This window comes from Sphingobacterium sp. 18053 (assembly GCF_902706145.1).
Taxonomy (GTDB): domain Bacteria; phylum Bacteroidota; class Bacteroidia; order Sphingobacteriales; family Sphingobacteriaceae; genus Sphingobacterium; species Sphingobacterium paramultivorum.
Window position 1 is genome coordinate 150,112 of record NZ_CACSJW010000002.1, and the last position, 25,148, is coordinate 175,259.

Here is a 25,148-nt window from a genome sequence, read left to right on the forward strand (position 1 = left end):
AAAAGTTTAAAGTCCTAACCGTACAGTTAACGTATATTGCCTTGGAATTGGTAAAGCAACCCCACCAGAGTTGATAAATTCAGGATCTTGTCCATTTAACCGCTTGTCAGCATATACCAACCATAGATTGGTTACATTCAATCGGAAGCCCAAAGAGGATACTTTAAAAGAATTGACAACATTTTTAGGTAGATCATAACTCAACGATAAATCCTTCAAACGAATAAAATCACCTTTTGCAATATTGACAGAAGAATAGTTGTACGCATTATAAGCATATTTATATTCTCTGTCATTTCTTACAATACGTTTATCGATCATCACTGGTACATTGGTGATCAATTCGTCACCAGGGACAGTCCATGAATCCCAGAATTCACGTGTGGTAGCTGTTAGATCTGTATATTGCGTTTTGTAGACCGGATCCAAACGAACAACATTGCCAAATGAATAGGTAAAAAACACGTTCAACTTGAACCCTTTATAGCCAAAAATATTTCCAAAACTTCCCATCGTCGTTGGTTCAGTCGGGCCTTCGTATTTTAAGTAACCAATTTTATCACGCTCCTGAAAGTCGAGCCCGGTGGTGGTAGGACCGTCTGGGCCGGTAAAAATTGGAAGTCCATTGATATCTAACTTTTCAAATGGAATAGAAAATAAGGATCTTACTGGATATCCCTGCAGTCCAAATCCATTCCCTGAGATCAAATCAACAACCTGCTTATGGTTTTCCATTTCCGTAATTTTATTGACGGCTTTGGTGAAAATAAAACTAGAGTTCCACGAAAAATCTTCATTTCTAAGAATTGTTCCTGCAACACTCAATTCCAAACCATGTGAATTCATTTTGGCAATATTTCCATATTTCGAAATTTGACCACCCAGACCTTGTGTATTGATTTCTCCGATCAGATCATGTTGCTTACGCGTGTAGTAATCCACGTCAATTGCAAGCCTATTATTGAACATGCCAATCGAAGTACCAATATTTAACTCCTTTTTCTTTTCATAAGTGAGCAAGGAATTTTCAAGATCTTTTATCTGTAGCCCCGTTTCTTTATCTCCGGCACTCGGACGCCAAGGATTATAACTCTCTAAGATAGCTTTAGAATTTGTCACAAATGAAGGTCCCCGATCTGCTGTCAAACTATACGATGCTTTAAACGATAAGGCATTGATAGGCGAATTCCAATTCTTGAAGAACTTTTCATTATGTACATTCCAAAGTCCGGCAACGTTCCAGGTTGGCAACCATCTTGCCGAAGTCGATTTCCCCAATCTATTGGTACCCTCATACCTCAATGTACCGTTTAACGTATATCGTTCATCATAGGTATAGTTTGCCTGACCAAAAAAAGCGACCTCCCTATTTCTTGTATTGATAACCTTGAAATAGTCACTATTTTCTTCTTGTCCCTTTTTAAATACGTGGTAATCTGTAAATGGAATTTCGCCCAGATCATATTGAATGCCCCATCCGCGATACCAGTCGTTATTCCGGGTATCATTATTGACGGTTGCTCCCCCAAAAGCGTACAATTTATGTACTTCATTAAACGTATTGTTATAATTGAAATTGAACCTAAAGTTCTGGGAAACCATCTTGTAATCCGTACGGTTGTATATTCCCCCATAAGGTAATACGGATACCGGAACAGCATATGGATCGTCTGGATTTTTATATAAATAAGGATTCTTATCGCGTATAATGGTATTAGGCATCGCGCGATAAGCAAGCGCCTGATTGGAATAATCTTTCACATAGTGCTGTTGCGACGATTGCTGATAACGCAAGGCCCCCATTGCCGTCAATTCCAATTGTTTTAAAACCTTCCACGATAGCTCACCTTGGAATTTGTAATCGCCCACATTAATATCCATATAGTTATTCTGCAATTCATTCAGAATATTGAATGGAGCATAATTTCTGATGTAAGACTCTTTCGCATCCAAGGTACGTGATGTATTCATTGCATACGAATATGGGTTAATATCGAAATCGCGTTTTACCTGCATATTCACAACATCAATCGTTTGGCCCAGTGTTCCAGGTGCACGTTGATCACGATACGATCCATTTGCCAATAAATTCAACTTTAAATTGTCGAGTAAATTGTACCCAGCATTAAACATCGCTGTGTATCGCTTCACGCCACTTTGCTTTGCCCATCCTGGATCATTGATGGCACTTAATGATGTATAATATTGGGCTTTTTCTGTCCCGGAAGTCAAACTGATCGAATGGTTTTGCATAATATTTCTACTAAACAATTCTTTAAACCAATCTGTATTCCTGTATTCAGCCTGACGCAAATATGCATTTCGCGCGGTCTCGGTATTTTCCAATTTACCCGCGTTGATCAGCTGATACATTTTACCATAAACACCACTCTCAGAAGCCACCGAAACATCAGAAAGATTGAGCCATCCACGTTGGTCCATAAATTGATACATGGACATTTGCTCCTGGGAGTTCATGATATTAAAACTATTATAGGAAGGGATATCCCTTGACGTAAATTCACCAACGTAATTAAATGAATTCCGCCCAACAGCACCTTTTTTTGTTGTAATTACAATCACACCACCCATGGCGCGCGCGCCATAAATTGAGGTAGCTGATCCATCTTTTAAAACTTGAAATGACTCAATATCATTCGCATTTAATCCAGCAACGGCGGAACTTATCAATGTCAGTGCATCGCCTGAAGATAGCGCATCCGAAGAAACATCTGCCACATCCTCAATAATAATTCCATCAACAACCCAAAGCGGCTTCGAACTACCATAAATTGATGTTGCACCACGAACGCGGATTTTTGGAGCTGAACCGAAAGTTCCTGAAGTATTCTGTACCGAAACACCGGCAACTCGTCCTTCCAGGGAACGACTTGGGTCAGGTAATCCTCCCAATTCAACATCTTTCATATTGACTTTGGCCGTTGCTCCGGTAAAATTCTGACGGTCTATTTTACCACCAAGTCCTGTCACAACAACCTCGTCAATTTGTTGTTCGTTGGACTGTAAAACAATCGAGAGGTTTTGTCGGCCACCGATAGCAATCTCTCCCACCGTATATCCAACATAACGGACGGTTAAAGTCGCATTAGGCTGTGCGTCTATACTGAAACGCCCATTCTCATCTGTCTGTGTGGAAACCGAAGTACCTTTTACAGTAACGGTTGCTCCACCTAAGCCATTCCCATTTTGATTTCTAACGATCCCCGAAACCTTCTGCTGGGCAACAGCATCATAATTTTCTTCCGCTATTCTGCTATTTACGGAGATTGTATTTGCAATAATCCTATAATCTAAATGGTTATTACGCAAAACAGAATTTAATGCTTCTTCTACAGAAGCATTCTTCAAATTCACATTGACTCTCGTTTTAGAATCAATATTTTCCCCATAAAATAACTGCAAATTGGACTGCTTGGAAATCGCATTTAGCGCCTCCTCAATCCGTGCATTTTTCATCTTCAAAGTAACTTTCTGTGCTAAGCCGTTGGCTTGAACTCCAGTCACAAAGGCGAAAAGAAGGCAGGTACTAATTTTCATAATACGTAAAGGTTTACAAAACCGTGGGTCATGAGGTATCAGTCGCCACGTTTTGCCAAATGGTAAGTTATTCATACATTTACTCTTTGTGGTTAATTGGGTTTACTTAATTCGCTTTTTAATTTTTTTAGGCCTTTTTGATCATTCCGGAACAGGGATGCTGCAACATTCCTGTTCTTACTTAGTTATAAGACCTTTGGATTAGGTATTATTTCTTTTACATAGACACTCCTTTATTTATTTCCTACTATTAATTCTTGTCCATCAAATTCAAATTTTAAATCACAGACGTAAGTCAACATTTCTAAAACTTCAGACAACTTAACATCACGTTTGAAATTGCCTGTATAGACCTTATCCAATGCCACATCTTTCCTGAATTTAACATGGATGTCATACCATTTTGAAAGTGTGGCGGCAATCTCAACAATGGTCTCTTTCTTAAAATAAAACTGATTGTTGTGCCAGGATAAATCGTGTTCCAAATCTGCCTTTCCTTTGCGAAGTTGTTCTCCTACAAGATTCGCATATTCCCCAGGCTCCAAAACAATGATATTTCCAGAATGACTTACTTGCACTCTTCCCGAAGACAATGTTGTACGAACATTGTTCCCATAGGCATTAATGTTGAAATGCGTCCCCAATACCTTCACTTCGTTTCCTCCAGATTCCACAAAGAAAGGACGATTTCCATCATGAGAAACTTCAAAATAAGCCTCACCTTCCAAGAAGACACGACGTTCGTTTTCTTTAAATTTTACAGGAAATTTAAGTTGAGAGTTTGCGTTTACCCAAACTTGGGTACCATCCTCCAAATTTATTTTATAAAAATTACCTTTGGGAACAACCAATGTGTTAAACTGTAACGGAGCTTCTGTTACTGCCAGGTCTGCGTGGGGTATATTATCAGCAACGATTTTTGGATCTACGGTCTTGTTAGACTTCTCCAAAGGCAAAACTGATCCATCCGCCAAGACCAATAAGGCACCTGGCTGCGCCGGTAAAATATCTTTTTTTACAGGACGAATAGCTGCTACTTGCTCAGAAACTTTCCGATCCTCTTGAAATATATAAAAGAGTGATGCTCCTAATAGTACAATGAGAATGGCGGCAACACGAAGAAGAAGACGATAATTTTTCTTTATTCTCTTAGGAGTCCGCTGAATATTACCCCAAGCCTCGTCTTCATCCAAATTGGCAAAAAAGTTAAGATCTCCCTCAATATTCTTTGCCTCTCGAAAGCTTTCAAGCAAATCATCATTACTTTTGTCAGATTTACGCCACTGCTCAATAGCATCCCGTTCCGCCACGGTTTCTTGACCACGAAGTAACTTATTAATGAGTCTGGCTATGTAATTGGTATTAGCTTTCATATCTATAGGTTAGAAACCCTATAGATTCAACGCGGGTGACAAGGAATTAAGATTATTTTAATAAAAAAATAATAAGGGGTAAAAATTCGGGATGTAGCTTCTCTAACAAGATCTTCATTCCCCGTTGCTTCTGGGTCTTAACGGTGTTCACACTAATCTGAAGTCTTTCCGTAATTTCAAGATTCGATAAGCCTTCCAAATAGCCCATCGTAAAAATTTGCTGACAGGCAGCAGGCATTGTTGTTATAATCCGATAAACCTCATTGATCACCTCGGTATGAATCATGGAAAGTTCAACTGAATGCTCATCTTCTTCACTGAACCCTACTCTCGTCCAATACTTTTCCTTTACTTTTTCATGCCTAAGGTGCTTTAAGCAGGAAAACCGAACGGCAGTATATAAATAATTTCGAACAAAGCTTTCAGATTCATCCATACGTTGCCGCTCCTTAAAAAAAGTAATAAATGCTTCTTGTACCAAATCTTCAGCAATAGCAGATTCCCCTACAAATTTCCATGCAAAGTGACATAAGCTTTTATAATGCGTTCTAAATAACTTCTCTTCGGGTCCCATAGTTCTAACGGGTATAACAAAATTGATTAGCAACAATCGTTGGTGGCTGATAAACTAGTCTTCTGTAAATATATAATTTTTAATTTTTGTTTAACAAAAATTAACATATTTATTACATAAATTATTCATACTGCACATTAAAAAATTCTATTTCTCAATAAATTAGGGTCTCTTGTTTCATTTTTATAAACGTATTCTCCTTCAAAAAATCTGTTCTTAGCCCAAAACAAAATCCCTGCTTTTATCATTTATATAGAGGAAAAACGGTCAAAAATTAGCATTTTTTCGCTTTTTTTTACTATATTGTAGACTTTCAAAAAACCTTCATCGCCATATAAGCGTTGGCAACGATGAAATATAGAAGGTTCTTATTGACAAATAAAACAAACACTTCAATAAAAAATTAAAACAAAGACTAAATGCTATTTACTGTTCTGTCAGGACTAATATCATCGAGCCTTATTGTTCCATTTGGTCGATTCCTAAAAACCAAATGGGGTTTTATTCTCGCATTCTTACCGGTACTTCTATTTTTATACTTTGCTCAATATATTGTACCTATTGGTCAAGGCTCCTATTTCGTACAATCAACGTCGTGGGTGCCCTCCTTAGGCATCAATCTGGATTTTAAATTAGATGGACTGTCACTACTTTTTGCCTTATTGATTACTGGGATCGGCTCCTGTATATTCTTTTACGCGAATGCCTATCTCAAAGGTCATCGGTATATCGATAGATTCTTTGGCTACCTCTGCCTTTTTATGTCGGCTATGCTGGGGCTTGTCCTGTCGGACAACATGTTACTATTGTTTATCTTCTGGGAACTGACCTCGATCAGCTCATTTTTTCTCATTGGATTTAACAATGACAAAAATGATTCGCGCAAAAGCGCACTGACCGCACTATCCATTACTGGGTTGGGTGGATTTTTTCTACTGGCAGGTTTTATTTTGCTGGGTAATATTGCCGGTACTTACCATATTACAGCACTCATCGGCAAAGTATCGATCATTCAGCAACATCCACTTTTTCCCCTGGTCTTTGGCCTCATAGCACTTGGAGCGATTACGAAATCAGCACAATTCCCTTTCCATTTTTGGCTACCCGGTGCCATGAAGGCGCCAACACCGGTGTCGGCCTACTTACATTCGGCAACCATGGTAAAGGCAGGAATCTACCTTTTGGCCCGTTTTTCACCGATACTTGGGGGCAACCCGATCTGGATGTATTCCCTCATGGCCATTGGTGGCCTCACGATGCTTTATGCCGCATTCCATTCGCTTTTCAGAACAGACCTCAAGGGAGTACTCGCTTATTCAACCATATCCGCCCTCGGTATTTTGGTTTTCTTATTGGGACTCGGTACCAAGGATGCCATTATCGCTGCAAGTGTCTTTATACTCGTACATGCCTTATATAAAGCTGCCTTATTCTTGATTACGGGGATTATAGACCATGAAACGGGAACGCGGGATCTTACAATATTACGGGGGCTACACAAGGTATTAATGCCTGTCGCTATAGCAGGTTTCCTAGCGGCACTTTCCAGTGCAGGTATTCCACTTACATTTGGATTTATTGGAAAGGATCTGATTTATGAGGCAACACTACATGCCACCCCCGATTTATTTCTCTATTTGACCGTCGCTGCAGTAGTAACAAATATACTCTTGGTCTCTGCTGGATTTATGGCCGGTATCAAACCTTTTATGGGTAAGCTACCCGAGCAATTTAATACAATCCACCTGCCCTATAAAGCCATGTGGATCCCACCTCTACTTTTAGCCGTTCTCGGTGTTGTTTTTGGCTGTATCCCCGGACTTATCGGCGAATGGATCGCCGGACCTACTGCAACAAGCATACTCGCAAAACCCGAAACTTTTCAACTGAAAATCTGGCATGGCTTTAATTTAATCCTGCTATTAAGCGCTATTACAATTGCCGCTGGTACGTTACTTTATTTCACAAACAGGCCCAGCGAGAAAAAATTGGCTTGGATTGCAAATTTCAATAAGATTTCTCCTGAATATATCATCCGATTATGTGCGCAGGAAATTGTTTTGTTCTCTACCTTCTTCACAAACAAAATGCACAACGGCTATTTGCGTTCGTATCTGTTGAAAATTATCTTATTTGCCGAATTATTGATCGCCTACCAGTTATACCTGGGCGGGCCACTCCATATCAAATGGGAAACCTTATCTCCTGTGAGTTTCTACGAAGTCACCACAGTCTGCATTTTGATCGGCGCCATTGTACTCACCATCCGCACCTCATCCCGTTTAACAGCCGTAGTAGCCACCAGTGTTGTAGGTTATGCCATATGTCTTATTTTCGTGTTTTACAGTGCCCCAGATCTAGCGATGACGCAATTCACCATTGATACACTCACGGTGGTACTCTTCGTATTGGTACTCTTTAAGCTCCCTTCTTTTCTGAATTTGGCCAACCGACGCACCATCATTCGCGACGCCGTGGTCGCTATCGTTTTTGGAATCTTGCTATCCATGGTCGCACTCCGTGTACTCCATGAACCAACGACAACCAATATCAGTGATTTCTATGGCGATTATGCTTATGTGCTTGCTAAAGGAAAAAATGTCGTCAATGTAATACTTGTGGATTTCAGAGGTTTTGACACCATGTTTGAAATTGTGGTATTGAGTATTGCTGCATTAGGGGTATATAGCTTATTAAAATTACGTTTAAAATCCTCTGATAAAGAATAATGATAGATAAAGGTTATGCACAAATGAGCTGATAACTCATTGCTAAATAGTAACAAATGAACAGTACAATATTACAGACCGCTACGCGGTATTTATTACCGATACTCTTACTTTTCTCGGTGTTCCTTCTACTCAGGGGGCATTATTACCCCGGCGGAGGTTTCGTTGGCGGCTTGGTTGCTTCGATTGCCTTTGTGCTGCATAGTTTTGCCTTTGGCCCTCAAAATACCATGAAATTGATTCAGTACAAACCCTTGTCACTTATTCCCATAGGATTGGGGATTTCGGCCATAAGCATGTTCTTACCTGCATTTTTTGGCTACCCTGTCATGACCGGACTTTGGCTGGAAGAGAAAATTCCTGTTATCGGGATGATAGGAACCGCCTTATTTTTTGACCTTGGTGTGTACTTTGTTGTCATAGGTGTCGTCCTGACAATTTTATTTACAATTGCTTTAACTACTGAAGAAGAAGAATAATGGAACTGATACTCGTGTTATTGATCGGCATCCTTTATGCTGCCGGAATATACCTCATCTTGCGTCGAAGCATGGTGAAATTGTTGTTAGGGATTATGTTACTGGGCAATGGTACCAATATATTGATCTTCTTATTGGGAAATATTATTAAAGGTAAACCACCCATCATTGGACCCGATCTGAAGGTATTCACCGATATTTATGCGGACCCGATTCCACAAGCACTTATTTTAACGGCCATCGTGATCAGCTTTGGCCTAACCTCCTTTGCCATCGTTTTACTCAAGCGTGTATATGCACTGCTGGGTACAGATGATCTGGATGATTTGAACACGCCTGAGGAAGAAGATATATGATAGACAACCACATTATTGCCACGATAATCGTGCATTTATTTATTGCTATTGTCCAACTGATGTTGTGGCGCAAATCCACTGCACAACGTTTTCTGAGCGTTGGCGGAAGCTTGCTCGCACTTATTCTTGCCTTTAAACTATTCTTCAAGGTTTATGATGATGGTATTTTGACCATGAATGCCGCCAATTGGAAAGCTCCTTTTGGGATCGTTTTTGTTGCCGATCTATTCAGTAGTACCCTTGTTCTCCTGACTTCTATCGCAGGTCTGGCAGTCTCCATCTTTTCCTGTGTCGGTGTGGGACGCCAGCGCATCCTCTATGGTTATTTCCCGATCTTTCACTTTTTGATGATGGGACTTAACGGCGCCTTTCTGACAGGTGACATCTTCAACCTGTACGTATGGTTTGAAGTCATTATTATTTCCTCTTTTGTACTCATGACCTTGGGGGGTAGAAAATCCCAGTTGGAGGGAGCTGTAAAATATATGGCCATGAATATCCTGGCCTCCACATTTTTCCTAACCGGAATAGGCATACTTTATGGCATTTCAGGTTCATTAAACATGGCCGACCTAGCCCTGCGTATTCCTAAAATACAAAATCAGGCATTAGTAGAAATTACAGCAACATTTTTCCTGATCGGTTTCGGTATTAAATCCGCCGTATTTCCACTCTATTTCTGGTTACCGTCCTCTTACCATACGCCACCTTCGGCCGTAGCGGCGACATTTGGGGGCTTATTGACCAAGGTTGGGATTTACGCCTTGTTCAGGGTATTTTCCCTACTATTTATTCCCAATCATTTTACCAAGGAACTCCTTATCGTACTAGCCATATTGACAATTCTGACGGGCGCTTTTGGTGCATTGATCAAAACCAATATCCGGAGGTTGTTTTCCTATTTGATCGTTTGTCATATTGGTTTTATGATTGGCGGATTGGGCCTGTATAGCAAATGGGCTTTATTGGGGGCAGTATTTTATCTGATTCATGATATCATGGTCAAAACGAATTTATTCCTCATAGCCGGTGTTATACGACAACTCCGCGGCACCATGGATATGACTAAACTGGGCGGACTTTATGCCCAATACCCAAAGATTTCATTACTTTTTGCCATTGTCCTTTTTTCACTGGTGGGCATCCCGCCTCTCTCAGGGTTCTGGCCAAAAATATATCTTTTCAAAGACGCTTTCCAGTTAGAAAAATATGCTTTCGCGGGAGCCCTGATCATTGGCAGTTTTATCACCTTGTTTGTCATCGCCAAAATGTGGGCACAGGTATTCTGGAAAGATGTCCCTGATCCGGAAGTCATTGACGATAAATTTGCGGGTATGATCGGTTATAAAAAAACAATGCTCATACTCCCTATCGTTATTTTGGCATCTGCGTCTCTGTATATCGGACTCAACGCCGAAGCGATTATCCATGTGGCGGATCAGATCGCTACACAATTATTGGACACATCACCTTACATAAACGCTGTACTAGGAGGGCAGAAATGATATGATAAAACAGTTTTTAATGAACCTCATGTTATCCTTTATCTGGGTCGCATTGACGGGATCGATGTATTACACCAACTTCTTATTCGGCTTTATGTTGGGATTTGGTATCCTCTGGCTTATGAACAGGAATGAGGTGGATCAACGCTACTTTTATCGGGTCCCCAAAACATTGAGTTTTATTCTTTTTTTCCTGTGGGAAATGATTGTTGCCAATGTGCAGGTTGCCTACGACGTGATAACCCCCAAGTTTTTTATCAAACCTGCGATTGTCAAGTATCCCATGGATGCAAAAACCGATTTGGAAATTAACCTGCTTTCAACCTTTATCTCGTTGACACCCGGCACACTTATCCTCGACGTAAGTGAAGATAAAAAAACGCTCTTTATTCACGTCATGTACATGAAAAGCAAGGAACAGTTTGTTTCTACCCTTAAAAATAATGTTGAACGAAGACTTTTAGAACTCTTAAGATGACTTTAAATAGCTATTTTGATTATGTGATCCTTCCGATCTTGACTATCTCAGTCATACTGGCTTTTATTCGTCTGTATAAAGGTCCCCAGATATTTGATCGTGTTATTGCCCTAGATCTCATTATCACCATCGGAATTGGCATTATTACCGTTTATAGTATACGAACTTCGCAGGAAGTGTTTTTAGACATTGCCATGATCTTGGCGCTTATCGCATTTCTTGGTACCATCGCATTTTCATTTTATTTAGAAAAACAAAGCAAAGATGATTGATATTACTTTAGCCATACTCAGTACCATCGGGGCCTTGGCCATACTATTTGCGTCTATTGGCATCTTGCGGATGCCCGATTTTTATTTACGTCTTTCGGTTACGGTAAAGGCGGCAACGCTGGGTGTGGGACTTTTACTCATCTGCGCGGCAATGACCTTCCCGGATGTATCCGTAACGACCAAGGCTATAGCTATTGGATTTTTTCTGATCTTAACGGCTCCGGTTGCAGCACACATGATTGGCAGAGCTGCTTATATACAGCGGGTAAAAACATGGAAGGGAACCACCTTAAATGACCTTGAAAAGGAAGGTAAATTAGATTGTAGAAAAGAAGATTTTTAAGAAAAGCGCACACGGTTTTTTCTAAAAATCTTCTTGTCTTATTCGAACTTCTTTTCTGGATTAGAAGATAATGCAAACAGGTGCTGGTACAGCAATTTCTTTTCCAGTATCTGTCAACAAACCCGTTTTAGCATCCCGGCTAAACAAAACAATGTTGTTGGTATATTGATTGGCGACCAAAAGATATTTCCCATCCGGAGAAAGGTTGAAATTACGCGGACCTTTACCTTTTACTGAAAGATTCGCTATTTTCTTCAATTCCCCATCCTTCTCTACCGAAAAAGTAGCTATCGTATTGGCATCGCCACGGTTGGTCGCATACAGAAATTTTCCATCAGCAGAGATCTTCATATCAGCACCGCCGTTACTTCCTTTAAAACCTTCGGGGTTGATATCGAAAGTACTTTGGTACATCCATGCGTCGCCATCTTTCTTATACGATGCAATTTGACCAGTCATTTCCAATACGACATATAGGAATTTCTCTTTCTTATCAAATACAATATGTCTAGGACCGCCACCAGCAGGCGTAAAGATATCTTCTGATTCATCAGCAAGGCTATAAGCATTTCCCGTTTTATTCACCGGATAAATAGAAATCTCATCCAAACCAAGATCTTGGACGTACAACTTATCCCCTTTATTAGAGAAAAAAGTAGAATGTACATGTGGCTTTTCTTGGCGTACGGGGTCCACCCCCTTGCCCTCGTGTTGTATTAATCGTGCTCTTTTGCTTAAAACACCATTACTTTCTAAATCAAACAGCGCTGCAGAGCCGCCTGTATAATTTGCCACAGCGAGCAAGCTACCCTTAGGATGTATTTCAACAAAACAAGGCGACTCCCCTCCGGAAGGAAGTGAGTTTAGAAAAGTTAAATGACCGTCCTTAAAAGAATAGGCCGAAACAGTCCCCTCTTGATTTGGAACCTCATTAACGGCATAAATAAAGTTATTATTTCGCGCTAAAAAGGATGGATCTTTACTTTCTTGCGTGCTCGACAAAGTTGTTTCACCAGTTTTAACATCAAAATTATAAATATAGATGCCCTTACTCGCGGTTTTGCTTGTATATGTGCCCACAAACATGGGAATCTGTTGCGCAAAACTAGCAAGAGGTAAAATTGTCATCAAATAAATAAATGCTTTTTTCATTGAAATTATTTTATAAATGTAGATACTCATTTGTTGAATGAGACCGTTACATCAAGTTTGTTTCTAAATTATACGGGACCCTACTTAAATTCACCCATTCATTCCTTCGTGTGAGGATCTAAAAACCCCGCTATTTTATAGGCGTAAATATCGTCAATAGACTTGTTAAATTTGGTTAAAACCGTCCTTTCTAATAGGCAAATGCGTATTTTAGCACATCAATTTTAACAATTCTAAAATCGCCCATTTAAAATATTGGGAATACAAAAATATTGTTAAATAAAAGTACGAATAATTCATATAATCTGATAATTTTGTGCTGTTGTTCAAAAAAGTATATATTGAACACAATTACTACGCATACCGCCGAAGGCAGCGTGAATGCTTGTGACAAAAAAATAAATGATGAACAAATAACCGAGTGAAACGAATTCATTTATACAAATGAAGATCACTCATAAATATCATAAATAATTTATACGGATGAAAAAAAACATTTATATATTGTTTTTATTGCTGTTTGCATCAATTCAGGCCAGTCTTGCGCAACGTCAAGTTATTGATCGCGTTGTAGCAACGGTTGGATCGGGCATTATCTTACAGTCCGACGTGGATATGCAATATTCTCAATGGTTGGCGCAAGGGAATAAACCAGATGAAAACTATAAAGATGGTATATTGGAACAGTTAATTGTCCAAAAATTATTATCTCAACAAGCCGTAATTGACTCCATCGATGTAACCGAGACCGAAGTTGATGACAACCTCAATGCACGTCTGCGCCATATGTCCCAACAGGCAGGGGGGCAAGAACGTCTTGAAAAATTCCTTAACCGCTCTTTATTGCAATACAAAGAAGAAATGCGTCCTAGTGTTTTCGAACAATTAAAAGCGCAGAAAATGAGACAAAACATCGTTTCTAAGATAGATGTAACTCCGTTGGAAGTAAAGCGTTATTTTGAAGGCTTGAATAAAGACAGTCTGCCTTACTTCAATACCGAGGTAGAAATCGGTGAAATTGTCATGATGCCCAAATTGACCGATGCAGAGAAAAAAGAACAGCGAGAGAAGATTGAAGGTATACGCAAACAGATTGTAGATGGCTCGGACTTTGGTACAATGGCCCGTATATACTCGCAAGATCCTGGATCTGCCCCTTATGGTGGTGATTTAGGTTTTGGTACACGTGACAACTACGTAAAGGAATTCTCTGCGATGGCTTTTAAATCAAAACCTGGAGAAATATCACCTATTGTAGAATCCAAATATGGCTTTCATATTATTCAGGTGCTGGAAAGACGTGGCGAAGAGGTACACACACGCCATATCCTGATGAAGATCAATCCTGGTGCTGCAGCGTTGGAACGAACAAAAAACAAATTGGACAGTATCTATAAATTGGTTGTTGACAAAAAAATGGATTTCTACCATGCCGCTACAAATTATTCAGATGCAGAGGAAAGTAAATTCAATGGTGGTATGATCTTAAATCAAGAAGGCTCAAGCCGCACAACCGTAATTCCTATGGATGGCTTGGAGAAATCAGTATTTACAGCAATTGATCCACTAAAACCAGGAGAATACTCCAAACCAGAGCAATTTACAGACAAAATGGGCGATGTAGGCTACCGTTTCAATTACTTAAAAACACGTATCCCGCCGCACAAAGCAAATTTGGATGAGGATTTCACAAAGATCAAAGAGGCCGCCGTTCAGGATAAAACCAATCGTAATCTGAGCAAATGGTTCGATGATAAATTGAAGACCACTTACATCAATATCAGTGATGACTTCGGTCAGAGTGAAGGATTGAAAAAATGGAAAAAACAATAAGTGTACAATACACTTATCCTATAAAAAAAGGGCTTGAATAGTATATATTCAAGCCCTTTTTTATTTTGCAATCGTCATGCTATTTCTCAAACATCATCTCGATCAGAATATTCCAGTTCGCTTTCTTCACATCATCCTTCGCCAATTCGCTCAGTTGCCAGATACGAATATAATTATACTTCACAACTTTATCCTTTTGTCGCACCGTTGCAGTTCCCTTGGTATAGGCAAAATCGCCACTATAAGAACGTTTTACTTCTTCGGGTACTGTTTCTATCGTCATCCGTTGTTTTTTGAGATAAGCCATCATTGTTGCCTTTCCTTCCATCGGACTGGTCCAAGGGAACAAAAAGCGGACATCCTCGCTTAAGAACTCCTTATATGCGGTTGGGTTGTCGGCCTTCAAAACTGTTGACATCAATTTGTCCGTCTCCAGGACAATATCTTCACGCTGATCCAATCGCACTTTAGAGCGATGCTTCAGATACCACGAATCGGTAGGTTCGATATATTCAAGATCAAATTCCCCATCCTTCCCGTTATTTTCAACTTCGGCACGAATATCGACCAGCCACTTGCCCTTCTTATTGCGTTTCCACACAGTCAGGTATTCTCCATGACGCAGTCTTGCACCTACTTTCTGAAAGTCCATAGACCCCGAAGTCACACCAAACTCCTGACTTTTAGCAATCAACGCAAACGTAGGCTGCCAATTTAAAACATCGGGAATATTTGGTCTATTATTAAGATAGTTATAAGCATTTACTGCTGACGGGACATAAAACGTAGATTCCTTATCAATGATCGAAAGAAACGCCTGATGCGGCGTAGACGCTTTAGCCAATGCAGCAGCATCCTTATCAGCCTGCAATAGGCTTCCAACTTTCTCAGGTATCTGCGCGTATAGTGTTGTACCAGCAACACTCATCACTGCGACGACAGATAGCCTATTCCAAAAATTCATATGCAAATTGATCTTTCTTTTAAAGGTTATATGGAATATCCATTGGTTTCCACGATAATGTGTTTTCCCAATAGGAATATTCCATTTTATTCCTCTTTTATAAATTCGATTTCTTATCTATCAAATCTTATTCCAAAGTGTTCCTTCTTTGCTATCTTTCAATTGAATTCCAATAGAATTAAGCTCATCACGAATACGATCTGAGGTGACGAAGTCTTTATTTGCTTTGGCTTCATTACGTAGTTTAATGACCAGATTCATGACGTCATCGATATCATCGGATGCTGAGGTCTGATCGTTTCTAAGCCCTAGGATATCCTCAACAAATTCTTTCATGAATACTTTAAGACCTTCCAATCCTTCAGCTGTTACTTTCGCTTTACCATCATAAATCGAGTTGATGACACGTACAATTTCAAACAATTCGGCAATGAGTACAGGGCTATTAAAATCGTCATCCATAGCTGCGTAACACTTGCGGTGGATTTCAGCTAAATTGAATGAATCAGCACCTTTCGACACCTTCAATTTGTCTAAAAGACTGATCGCAGTCATTAGCCTTTTATACCCTTTGTCGGCTGCATCCAATGCCTCATTAGAGAAATCCAACGTACTTCTATAATGTGCCTGCAACATAAAGAAGCGTACGGCCATCGGCGAATAACCTCTATTCAATAAGGGGTGATTTCCAGTAAATAGTTCGCCCGGTAAAAATCCATTTCCTGCAGATTTGGACATACGAGCACCATTTACAGTCAACATATTCGTGTGCATCCAATATTTGGCAGGGCTCGTATGGTTACATGCTTCAGACTGTGCAATTTCATTGGTATGATGTGTAGCTGCCAAATCCATTCCACCGCCGTGAATATCAAACTGATCACCTAAGTACTTTCTGCTCATGGCCGAACATTCAATATGCCAACCTGGAAAGCCAACACTCCAAGGTGCAGGCCAACGCATAATCGTTTCAGGTTTTGCTTTGATCCACAAAGCAAAATCCAAACGCCCCTTTTTCTCATCCTGACCACTCAATTCACGGGTATTATTGAGCATATCTTCTAATTTACGATTGGTCAATATCGTATAATCGTATGTTTCAACGTATTTTTCAACATCAAAATAAACCGTACCGTTCCGCTCATAGGCATAGCCATTCTCTATAATCTGTTCGATCATTTCGATCTGTTCGGAAATATGTCCTGTTGCAGTAGGCTCAATACTGGGCGGCAACGTATTGAAAAGACGCAATACGTCATGAAAACCTATCGTATACTTTTGAACGATTTCCATCGGTTCCAATTGTTCCAATTTTGCTTTTTTTGCAAATTTGTCATCCCCTTCATCACGATCGCCTTCCAAGTGTCCCGCATCGGTAATATTGCGCACATAACGCACTTTATAACCAAGGTGACGCAAGTATCTAAAAATCAAATCAAAAGATACAAACGTCCGACAGTTTCCCAAATGCACATCACTGTACACTGTGGGTCCACATACGTACATACCAACGAGATTGGGATGAATAGGTTCGAATTTTTCTTTTGTTCGCGAAAGCGTATTATATAAAAAGAGATTATGGTCCATGTTTAATCGCTGCTTGGAAATCTATTTTTGTCTGAAATATATTTGAATTGGCACACCTGTAAAGTCAAAGTGCTCACGCAATTTGTTTTCAATAAAACGTTTGTACGGATCTTTGATGTATTGTGGCAGATTACAGAAGAATGCAAACATCGGTGTCCGTCCTGGCAATTGTGTTGCATATTTAATTTTAATATATTTACCCTTTAAGGATGGCGGTGGATAATTCTCGATAATATCCAGCATCACTTCATTCAATTTGGAAGTAGGGATCTTTTTGGTCCTGTTGGCATATACCTTGTCGGCAACTTCCAACACCTTAAGAACACGTTGTTTTTCGGTTACGGAAGTAAAGATAATAGGCACATCTGTAAATGGTGCTATTTTCTCTTTGATGCGATCTTCAAAAGCCTTCATTGTTTTGTTGTCTTTTTCAATCAAATCCCACTTATTGACAACAATTACGATACCTTTACGGTTCTTCTCCGCCAGGTTGAAAATATTAACGTCCTGCGCTTCTAAACCATCCTGTGCATCCAACATTAAGATCGTCACATCAGAATCTTCCAAGGCTTTGATGGTACGCATCACCGAATAAAACTCAATATCTTCATTTACTTTGGACTTACGACGAAGACCTGCAGTATCGATCAATAAAAAGTTATGTCCATATTGATTGTAATGTATACGGATTGAATCACGTGTTGTCCCTGCCATTGGCGTTACAATATTGCGATCTTTTCCGATCAAAGCGTTTGTCAAAGAAGATTTACCCACATTCGGGCGGCCTACGATGGTATATTTAGGTAAGGATTCTTCTTCTTCCTCCTCCACTTCGAAATGAGAAACCACAGCATCCAACAATTCACCTGTACCCGATCCTGTAGCCGACGAGATATTGAAGACCTCTCCTAAACCAAAGGCATAAAACTCTGCCGATTCATGATGCAATTTCGCGTGATCGACTTTATTGGCCACTACATACACAGGTTTGGAGCTTCTTCTCAGAATATCAGCGATTTCGTCATCCAAGTCGGTAATGCCAGTGGTGACATCCACCATGAATATAACGACCGAAGCTTCTTCAATAGCGATATAGACCTGATCGCGGATAGCCTCTTCAAAGACATCATCCGAACCATGTACAAAACCACCTGTATCAATTACTGTAAATTTCTTTCCGATCCACTCGGCTGTTTCATAATGACGGTCGCGCGTCACCCCGCTAAAGTCATCAACAATCGCTTTTCTACTTTCTGTAAGACGATTGAATAAGGTAGATTTACCAACATTTGGACGACCAACAATTGCAACAATATTTGCCATATTTATTTTATTTGATCCACCCGCTCTCACAGCAGATGGCACTTTTATGCTAAAAATATACTTAAGGGAACAAAGATACGGATTCAAAAGGGATTATCGCGACTCAAAAACAAAAATGGCTTTACCGTGAAGTAAAGCCATTTATAGGGTTTAAATTATAAATATTCGTCTAGTTAGACGTTGGATTCTGAGTCAATTTACCCGGATATGAATTGATCGCATCCTGAGGAATAAAATAAGTCACTCTAAAATCTGTCGGTACAATATCCTCAAATTGTTTCTGTGGCCCCGGATAGGTACGGTTTAATGGATCTCCGTTACGGAACACATCATAGCTGCGTTCAGCCTGATAGGCCAATTCCAACTGACGCTCTTTGTCAATCAGTTTGCTTGCACTGGCCGCATCAATTGAAGTATATCCGCCATTGACAATAGAACGATTTCTGATGGTATTTAAATCATTTAAAGCAGCGCCATAGTTACCTAATTTTGCATTAGCCTCTGCCCGGTTTAAATAAATTTCACCCAAGCGGCTGATTACAGGCGAGTGCAGTTGAGACTCCTCGCCTTCACGTGAGCATTTCACAATATAAAACTGTGGATAAGCACGGTTTAAGGAAATATAGTAATCAATCATACCCGAATAGGTATTACCGTCTTCATAGGTAATGGAATAAGTCTGCTGACCAGCATTAATTGTCGCTAAAGTATATTCTTTAACAACTTCTTGATCACCCACCTTTTTTACTTCTCGAGCAATTACTGTATTCCCATTAATAATGGCCGGAATTTGCACATAACTTAATGTTTTAGGGTCACCGACTTTTGCAGGTGAGTTCTGTTTGATAAATCGAAAAACTGTTGAGTAATTGCCTTTATCGTCTTTGGAATAAGTCGGCTCTATAAATGCTGCGCGTGCGTCGACAATCGTATAATGATCTGGTCGCCAGTCATTACGACCAGTTTCATTTAAAAGATCAATATATTTGGCACTGGAATACATCTCACCCCAGCCCATACCACCAATATTGGAATACATACCACCGATACCATAATAATGATCATCGCCCGAGAACTCAGACGCAACACGTTTCACCGCAAAGATGGTCTCCTTGTTATCTTCAGGTCTAAAGGTATTATATTTCATGAACTGCTCACGGGCCAACAAGACATATTTACCTGAATTAATCACTTTATTGGCATACTCTAAAGAAAGACGTGCATATTCCGCGTTCGGATTCTTATATGTCCCGCTCATGTATAGATAAATGCGGGAAAGCATTGCCTGCGCTGCACCTTTGGAGGCGTATGCTGCCCCTTTATCAAGTGTGATTAAAGCTTCTGCTTTTTTCAGATCACTGATCGCTTGAGCATATGTATCTTTGACAGACGAACGATCGGGCAAGTTCAAATCATTGAAGACATCGTCAGGAGTACCATTAACGATCGGAACACCAAGATTTGTCTCTGGACTTTGATAATATGGCTTCCCAAATGCACGGCAAAGGTAAAAATACATCATTCCACGGATGTAATAACATTCACCCAATTTATTATCCATTTCTGTACTCTGACCTTCCGCAAACATCTTGATAACGTTCGAAGACTGTGCAATAGCCTTATAGCCATAGTCCCAAAAGTTCTGCAAACGGTAATTATTAGGCGTTCTCGCATAGGAGATAAATTCGTAAAACGCATCTGTCGATGACCCCCGGATCATCATATTATCACCAGCGTATTCACCAAGACGGTGCATCGGATCAGACCAAGCTTTTAACTGCGCATAAGTACCTGTTACCATTGCATCAGGATTACTTGCAATATTTTCTTCGTCCATTGAAGTATAAGGAAGACGATCTATATCGCAGGAGGATACTGCCGTTGCGATCAAAAGTCCTATTAATATCTTTTTCATTGTTGATTTTCTAAACGTTAAAATTAAAATGTTACGCTTGCGCCGAACATGTATTTGCGAACCATAGGATAGACAGAAACTCCGGTAGATCGAATCATTTGACCGCCCCCGCCTTTGCCATCTGGCTCAGTCAATGGAAGTTCCGGATCAACACCCGAGTAGTTTGTAATCGTAAACAAATTCTCTCCAGCTAAGAATACACGTAAATTTTTGATATTGTATTTCTTTAGATCAAAGTTGTACCCTAAGGTCAGCGATCTCATTTTCAAGAAATTGTTGCTCTCTAAAAAGCGTGTTGAAGGTGAATTACCTTTATCTTGGTTGTCGTATCTTGCAATCGGGTGAGTGGCAACATCACCAGGTTTTTCCCAACGGCTCCAACCATCCTGTAACTTCATCTGGTTACGATCGGTATAGGTTCCATCCGAATCAAATTCCTGACGCGAATAATTATATAATTTACCACCCAAGGAGAAACCGAACACCGCATTCAGGTCAAACTGCTTATAACTTAAAGCTGTACTGAAACCTCCAAACAGATCAGCATTTCCTTTTCCTGCATTACGGAAAGTTGCATTGGAATAGTTCGACGTCGTTGTCCTCGTTTCATTGCCATTGGCATCTGTCTCGTATCGATACCACATTGGCAAACCATTATCTACGTTAACACCAGCCCATTCTTTTAAATAATAGGTATCTACCGGAAGACCAGGTTGAAGCAGACGTTGCGCCGATCCAGCGATACCTGATCCGTCACCTGCGATAATTGGTTTTGAAACAAGATTACCATTGGCATCTTTTGTCGCAAATAGCTCGGTCAATTTATTCACATTGTGACTCAAATTAACATCCAAGCTCCAATGTACATTGTCATTTCGAACGATGTCGCCACCGATGGTCAATTCAATCCCCCGGTTTTGCATCTTACCAATATTTTTCCAGATAGAAGTGACACCGGTCAGACCGCTGATCGGCACTTGATAAAGTACATTATCGGTCTTCTTGTCATAATAATCAACATTGAATCGCAATCTATTCTTAAACAAGGCTGCATCCACCCCAAAACCGGTTGTATAGGTTTTTTCCCAAGTCAGATCTTTATTACCGATTTGGCTAATTAATGCCCCTGGTATACCATTATAACTTGATGATGCAGACACAGAGTAAAGACTATATTGTGGATATAATGAACTTGGTCTATTACCTACCGATCCGTAAGCCGCTCTCAGTTTTAAATTATCTACCCAATCAGCCTTGAACCACTCTTCCTTATTGATATTCCAACCACCACTAACTGAAAAGAAGTTTCCATATTTTGCATTGGTACCAAAATTGGATGCTCCATCACGACGGAACGATACCTGTGCCAAATATTTATTATCGTATGCATAGTTTACATTAGACAACAATGACTGTACTGCCCATTCGGAAATTCCGCCTCTGGTTCGCTCTGGTTTTGCAACAACATCCAATACCTCGAAACCATTTACAATCCCCGTCCCATAAGCATCTAAGGTTTTTGTCCAATAGTCGTTAAATTCGTATGCAGCCAATCCATTCAGGCTATGTTTATCCCAAGTCTTGTTAAAACGTAAAATCTGGTTGGTATATCGACGGGCAAATTCCATACGATAATCTGTCACACGTCCAATTACACTTTCGCCACTGTTTGATCGTGGATCTTGATACCCGCTATCGGAATAACTATTGTAACGATAATTATTCACAGAAGAGAAAGTCAACCAATCCGTTAATTTGATATCAAAATCCAAATTACCCATAAATTCATAATTGGTATTGGCACTATGATTCCATTGCAGATCATATAAGTAATTTGTACTTGCATTGTTGACCCAGCCGCTGTAACGATGTGGCACTAAACTTCCATTTGCATCGTAAGGACTATCCCAAGGCAGGTTTCCATACATGGCATTGACATCATATTGGCGATCATCTACTGCACGTCTCGATCCAGCAATAGACGGTTTGATTGTCAACCAGTCAAAAGGTTTGTAGTTAGTACGTAATCTAAAATTATAACGGTCGTAATCATACCCCTTTACAGCACCGGCTTCGTTGTAATAACCTAAAGACAAGTAAGATTGTAATTTTTCATTACCACCCTGAATGGATAGATTGTGGTTTTGAACAAATCCGGTTTTTGTGGCCAGCTTCCACCAGTCAAAATTGCTATTACGTAATTCAGAATTCCAGCGTGGAAATTTGATGTCACCTGGGTTAGAAAAAGAGGCAAAATAATCATACAGTTCAGCTCCATCCATCATTTCCATGTGCCCATTGGAAAGTTGGTTGATACCCATTTTTGTAGAGAAGCTAATGCTTGTTTTGGATGCAGAAGGATTTTTTGTTGTAACGACAACAACACCATTCGCGCCTTGAGAACCATAAATTGACGTTGAAGCAGCATCTTTTAGGATGGTTAATGACTCAATGTCGTCCGGATTGATATCACCTGGGCTTGAGCCAACAATAACACCGTCAATGACCCACAATGGGCTCGTCGTACCACTTAATGTTGCCTGACCACGAATCACAACACCACCATTTGACCCTGGTTTACCGGCTCCTGGTGCAACATATACCCCGGCAGCTTTACCATTCAGCATGTTTTCAACCGATGGCGTAGTGACATCACGTAATTTGTTTCCTTTTACCGCCTGAAGGGCTCCAGTCAAACTCTCTTTTTTCTGTTGTGTGCCATAACCGACAATGACAACTTCCTGGAGTGCCTCACTATTGGACTCCAGATTGATGTTAACAACCGGTCCTGTCACGGTCACTTCTTGTGCTTTATAACCAACACTTGTAACGACCAGTACATCACCATTTTTAGCATCTATTGTAAAACGTCCATCTGCTCCTGCGGATGTCGATTTACCGCTCCCCTTAACGCTAATGGTTGCTCCAGCCAATGGGCCGTCTGTAGACTGCACTTTTCCATTCACTTTTTGTTGATAAACCGCGTCATTCAACAAAATATTGTTGTTTGGAAACGTAAGACCATTAGCATTAGCCGAGTTGTGTGTACTTGTAATGAGTAAAGCTAATGATAACAGACTCAACTTGTGATTGTCGAGAATCTTTGAAATCATAATATTTAATAGTTAGTTTAAAAATTGATTAGCTTGCTAATCAAAATTTAGGTACATGAATGCTAAAACTAAAGGATGATGACAGCATATCAAAATTTAGTAGCAACGAAATCGATTGCGCCAATTAAACAAACGATTGCATAAACACACATTTTACAGAGCAATCCAATATCAAAAAAGTAGAACGATTAAATAACAGCAAAAGACAGTTTTTTAACAACCTCACGACAATCGATAAAGAGAAATTTATAAGAGTAGGAAAAAAGATGATCCTGAAAAACAGGCGGTATTATAGCGTAAATTAGGACACAAAAAAAGCCAAGATATTCACCTCGGCTTTTTTCTTTTAGTAGCGGGGACCAGACTCGAACTAGTGACCTTCGGGTTATGAGCCCGACGAGCTACCAACTGCTCCACCCCGCAATGTATTTTAAGTTTCTTTAAAAGAACCGATCATTGCAATCGGCTCTTTCTTTAGTAGCGGGGACCAGACTCGAACTAGTGACCTTCGGGTTATGAGCCCGACGAGCTACCAACTGCTCCACCCCGCAATATATTTTTGAACAAAATTGCTTTTTTCTTTTGAAAAAACAAGATTATGATCCTTCCGAATTGGAGTACAAAGATATATTTTGTTTCTTTGTAATCCTAATAAAATTTAGAAAAATGTCACATAAAGCAGGATTCGTAAGTATCATCGGAAAGCCAAATGCTGGTAAGTCCACCCTAATGAACGCTTTAGTGGGTGAAAAAATGTCTATCATTACACCCAAAGCGCAAACGACAAGACACCGCATTATCGGTATTGTAAACGATGAAGACCATCAAATTGTGTTTTCGGACACTCCTGGTGTTATCAAACCAAACTATTCTTTGCAAGAATCGATGATGAATTTTGTCCAAGGATCGTTGATCGATGCAGACATTATTTTATTTGTGACAGATATCCACGAAAAATACGATGAGAACGATGTCCTGGAGAAATTGCGTAAAACAAATTCCCCTGTTGCTGTGCTTATCAACAAAATTGATAAATCTTCGGAAGAAGAGGTCAAGGCTAAGATTGAATTTTGGCAGGAAAAATTAAATCCAGATACCGTTTTTGCGATTTCAGCAAAATTAAATCATAATGTTGCTGCCGTGATGCACTACATTAAGGACAAGTTACCGATTCACGAAGCCTATTATGAAAAGGATGAGTTAACGGATAAATCCATGCGTTTTTTTGTCTCTGAGATGATTCGTGAAAAAGTATTCAAACTATACGATAAAGAGATTCCTTACAGTACAGAAGTAATTGTTACATCTTACAAAGAAGAAGCAAATATCACACGTATTGCTGCCGAAATTATTGTTGAGCGCGACTCTCAAAAAAATATTATCATTGGAAAAGCGGGAGCCATGATCAAAAAAGTCGGCACCTATGCGCGCCAGGATATTGAAGAGTTTATTGACGGAAAAGTATTCCTCGAGCTTTTTGTTAAGGTAATTCCTGACTGGAGAAGTAAAAAGAACTACCTTAAACGTTTCGGTTACGACGATTAATTCGCATTGAACATTCGTACAGGGGAGATCTTTTTATACTGACCTCCCC

18 protein-coding genes and 2 tRNA genes are annotated in these 25,148 nt (G+C 39.9%); 9 read left to right on the top strand and 11 right to left on the bottom strand.

Annotated elements, in window-relative coordinates:
- Positions 1–6: 6 nt before the first annotated feature.
- The 3 genes from GVK91_RS04760 to GVK91_RS04770 form a co-directional block, all read right to left on the bottom strand.
- A complete protein-coding gene (locus tag GVK91_RS04760) occupies positions 7–3,558 on the bottom strand; it encodes a SusC/RagA family TonB-linked outer membrane protein (RefSeq protein WP_235032760.1) in 3,552 nt (1,183 codons plus the stop codon).
- 233 nt (positions 3,559–3,791) lie between these two features.
- Positions 3,792–4,931 carry a FecR family protein gene (locus GVK91_RS04765; protein ID WP_159727267.1) on the bottom strand — a complete coding sequence of 380 codons (1,140 nt, stop codon included), beginning with the start codon at positions 4,929–4,931 and terminating at the stop codon, positions 3,792–3,794.
- Positions 4,932–4,983: 52 nt separating this feature from the next.
- Positions 4,984–5,505, bottom strand: coding sequence for an RNA polymerase sigma-70 factor (locus GVK91_RS04770; protein WP_159727269.1), 522 nt, complete (start codon positions 5,503–5,505; stop codon positions 4,984–4,986).
- Positions 5,506–5,924: 419 nt separating this feature from the next.
- On the opposite strand from GVK91_RS04770, the gene GVK91_RS04775 reads away from it, so the two are divergent.
- Genes GVK91_RS04775 through mnhG form a run of 7 tightly spaced genes read left to right on the top strand, consistent with a single transcriptional unit; the run spans position 5,925 to position 11,667 of the window.
- Positions 5,925–8,234, top strand: coding sequence for a putative monovalent cation/H+ antiporter subunit A (locus tag GVK91_RS04775; protein ID WP_159727271.1), 2,310 nt, complete (start codon positions 5,925–5,927; stop codon positions 8,232–8,234).
- A gap of 56 nt (positions 8,235–8,290) precedes the next feature.
- The gene (locus tag GVK91_RS04780; protein WP_046671608.1) at positions 8,291–8,713 is read left to right on the top strand and encodes a Na+/H+ antiporter subunit B; all 423 of its coding nucleotides are present in this window, start codon (positions 8,291–8,293) and stop codon (positions 8,711–8,713) included.
- On the top strand, positions 8,713–9,069 hold the full coding sequence (locus GVK91_RS04785) for a Na+/H+ antiporter subunit C (protein WP_046671609.1): 357 nt from the start codon (positions 8,713–8,715) through the stop codon (positions 9,067–9,069). The genes GVK91_RS04780 and GVK91_RS04785 overlap by 1 nt, the downstream gene beginning before the upstream one ends.
- Positions 9,066–10,574, top strand: coding sequence for a proton-conducting transporter membrane subunit (locus GVK91_RS04790; protein WP_153845731.1), 1,509 nt, complete (start codon positions 9,066–9,068; stop codon positions 10,572–10,574). The genes GVK91_RS04785 and GVK91_RS04790 overlap by 4 nt, the downstream gene beginning before the upstream one ends.
- Before the next feature lie 19 nt (positions 10,575–10,593).
- Entirely contained in the window at positions 10,594–11,052 is a 459-nt protein-coding gene (locus GVK91_RS04795; RefSeq protein WP_227550155.1) for a Na+/H+ antiporter subunit E, read from the top strand.
- Positions 11,049–11,324, top strand: a complete 276-nt coding sequence (locus tag GVK91_RS04800) for a monovalent cation/H+ antiporter complex subunit F (RefSeq protein ID WP_046671612.1) — start codon at positions 11,049–11,051, stop codon at positions 11,322–11,324. The genes GVK91_RS04795 and GVK91_RS04800 overlap by 4 nt, the downstream gene beginning before the upstream one ends.
- A complete protein-coding gene (mnhG, locus tag GVK91_RS04805; RefSeq protein WP_046671613.1) occupies positions 11,317–11,667 on the top strand; it encodes a monovalent cation/H(+) antiporter subunit G in 351 nt (116 codons plus the stop codon). The genes GVK91_RS04800 and mnhG overlap by 8 nt, the downstream gene beginning before the upstream one ends.
- A gap of 60 nt (positions 11,668–11,727) precedes the next feature.
- Here the strand turns inward: mnhG and GVK91_RS04810 are convergent, their stop codons facing one another.
- Entirely contained in the window at positions 11,728–12,819 is a 1,092-nt protein-coding gene (locus tag GVK91_RS04810; protein ID WP_159727273.1) for a lactonase family protein, read from the bottom strand.
- A gap of 483 nt (positions 12,820–13,302) precedes the next feature.
- Here GVK91_RS04810 and GVK91_RS04815 point away from each other — a divergent pair, with 483 nt between their 5' ends.
- Complete coding sequence (locus GVK91_RS04815) at positions 13,303–14,652, top strand: peptidylprolyl isomerase (protein WP_153845733.1); 1,350 nt, start codon at positions 13,303–13,305, stop codon at positions 14,650–14,652.
- 79 nt (positions 14,653–14,731) lie between these two features.
- Here the strand turns inward: GVK91_RS04815 and GVK91_RS04820 are convergent, their stop codons facing one another.
- The 7 genes from GVK91_RS04820 to GVK91_RS04850 all read right to left on the bottom strand — a co-directional run bounded on the left by GVK91_RS04820 (position 14,732) and on the right by GVK91_RS04850 (position 24,105).
- Positions 14,732–15,616, bottom strand: a complete 885-nt coding sequence (locus GVK91_RS04820) for a DUF4440 domain-containing protein (RefSeq protein ID WP_153845734.1) — start codon at positions 15,614–15,616, stop codon at positions 14,732–14,734.
- 120 nt (positions 15,617–15,736) lie between these two features.
- Complete coding sequence (gene cysS / locus GVK91_RS04825) at positions 15,737–17,203, bottom strand: cysteine--tRNA ligase (protein WP_153845735.1); 1,467 nt, start codon at positions 17,201–17,203, stop codon at positions 15,737–15,739.
- A 21-nt stretch (positions 17,204–17,224) separates the two neighbouring features.
- On the bottom strand, positions 17,225–18,526 hold the full coding sequence (der, locus tag GVK91_RS04830) for a ribosome biogenesis GTPase Der (protein WP_153845736.1): 1,302 nt from the start codon (positions 18,524–18,526) through the stop codon (positions 17,225–17,227).
- A gap of 169 nt (positions 18,527–18,695) precedes the next feature.
- Complete coding sequence (locus GVK91_RS04835; RefSeq protein WP_153845737.1) at positions 18,696–20,441, bottom strand: RagB/SusD family nutrient uptake outer membrane protein; 1,746 nt, start codon at positions 20,439–20,441, stop codon at positions 18,696–18,698.
- Positions 20,442–20,464: 23 nt separating this feature from the next.
- Positions 20,465–23,554 (bottom strand): TonB-dependent receptor, encoded by a 3,090-nt coding sequence (locus tag GVK91_RS04840; protein ID WP_159727275.1) that lies wholly within the window; start codon positions 23,552–23,554, stop codon positions 20,465–20,467.
- A gap of 350 nt (positions 23,555–23,904) precedes the next feature.
- Positions 23,905–23,977, bottom strand: a tRNA-Met gene (locus GVK91_RS04845).
- Positions 23,978–24,032: 55 nt separating this feature from the next.
- Positions 24,033–24,105 (bottom strand) — tRNA-Met (locus tag GVK91_RS04850).
- A gap of 115 nt (positions 24,106–24,220) precedes the next feature.
- Here GVK91_RS04850 and era point away from each other — a divergent pair.
- On the top strand, positions 24,221–25,099 hold the full coding sequence (gene era, locus GVK91_RS04855) for a GTPase Era (protein ID WP_070570335.1): 879 nt from the start codon (positions 24,221–24,223) through the stop codon (positions 25,097–25,099).
- The last annotated feature ends 49 nt before the right edge of the window (positions 25,100–25,148 follow it).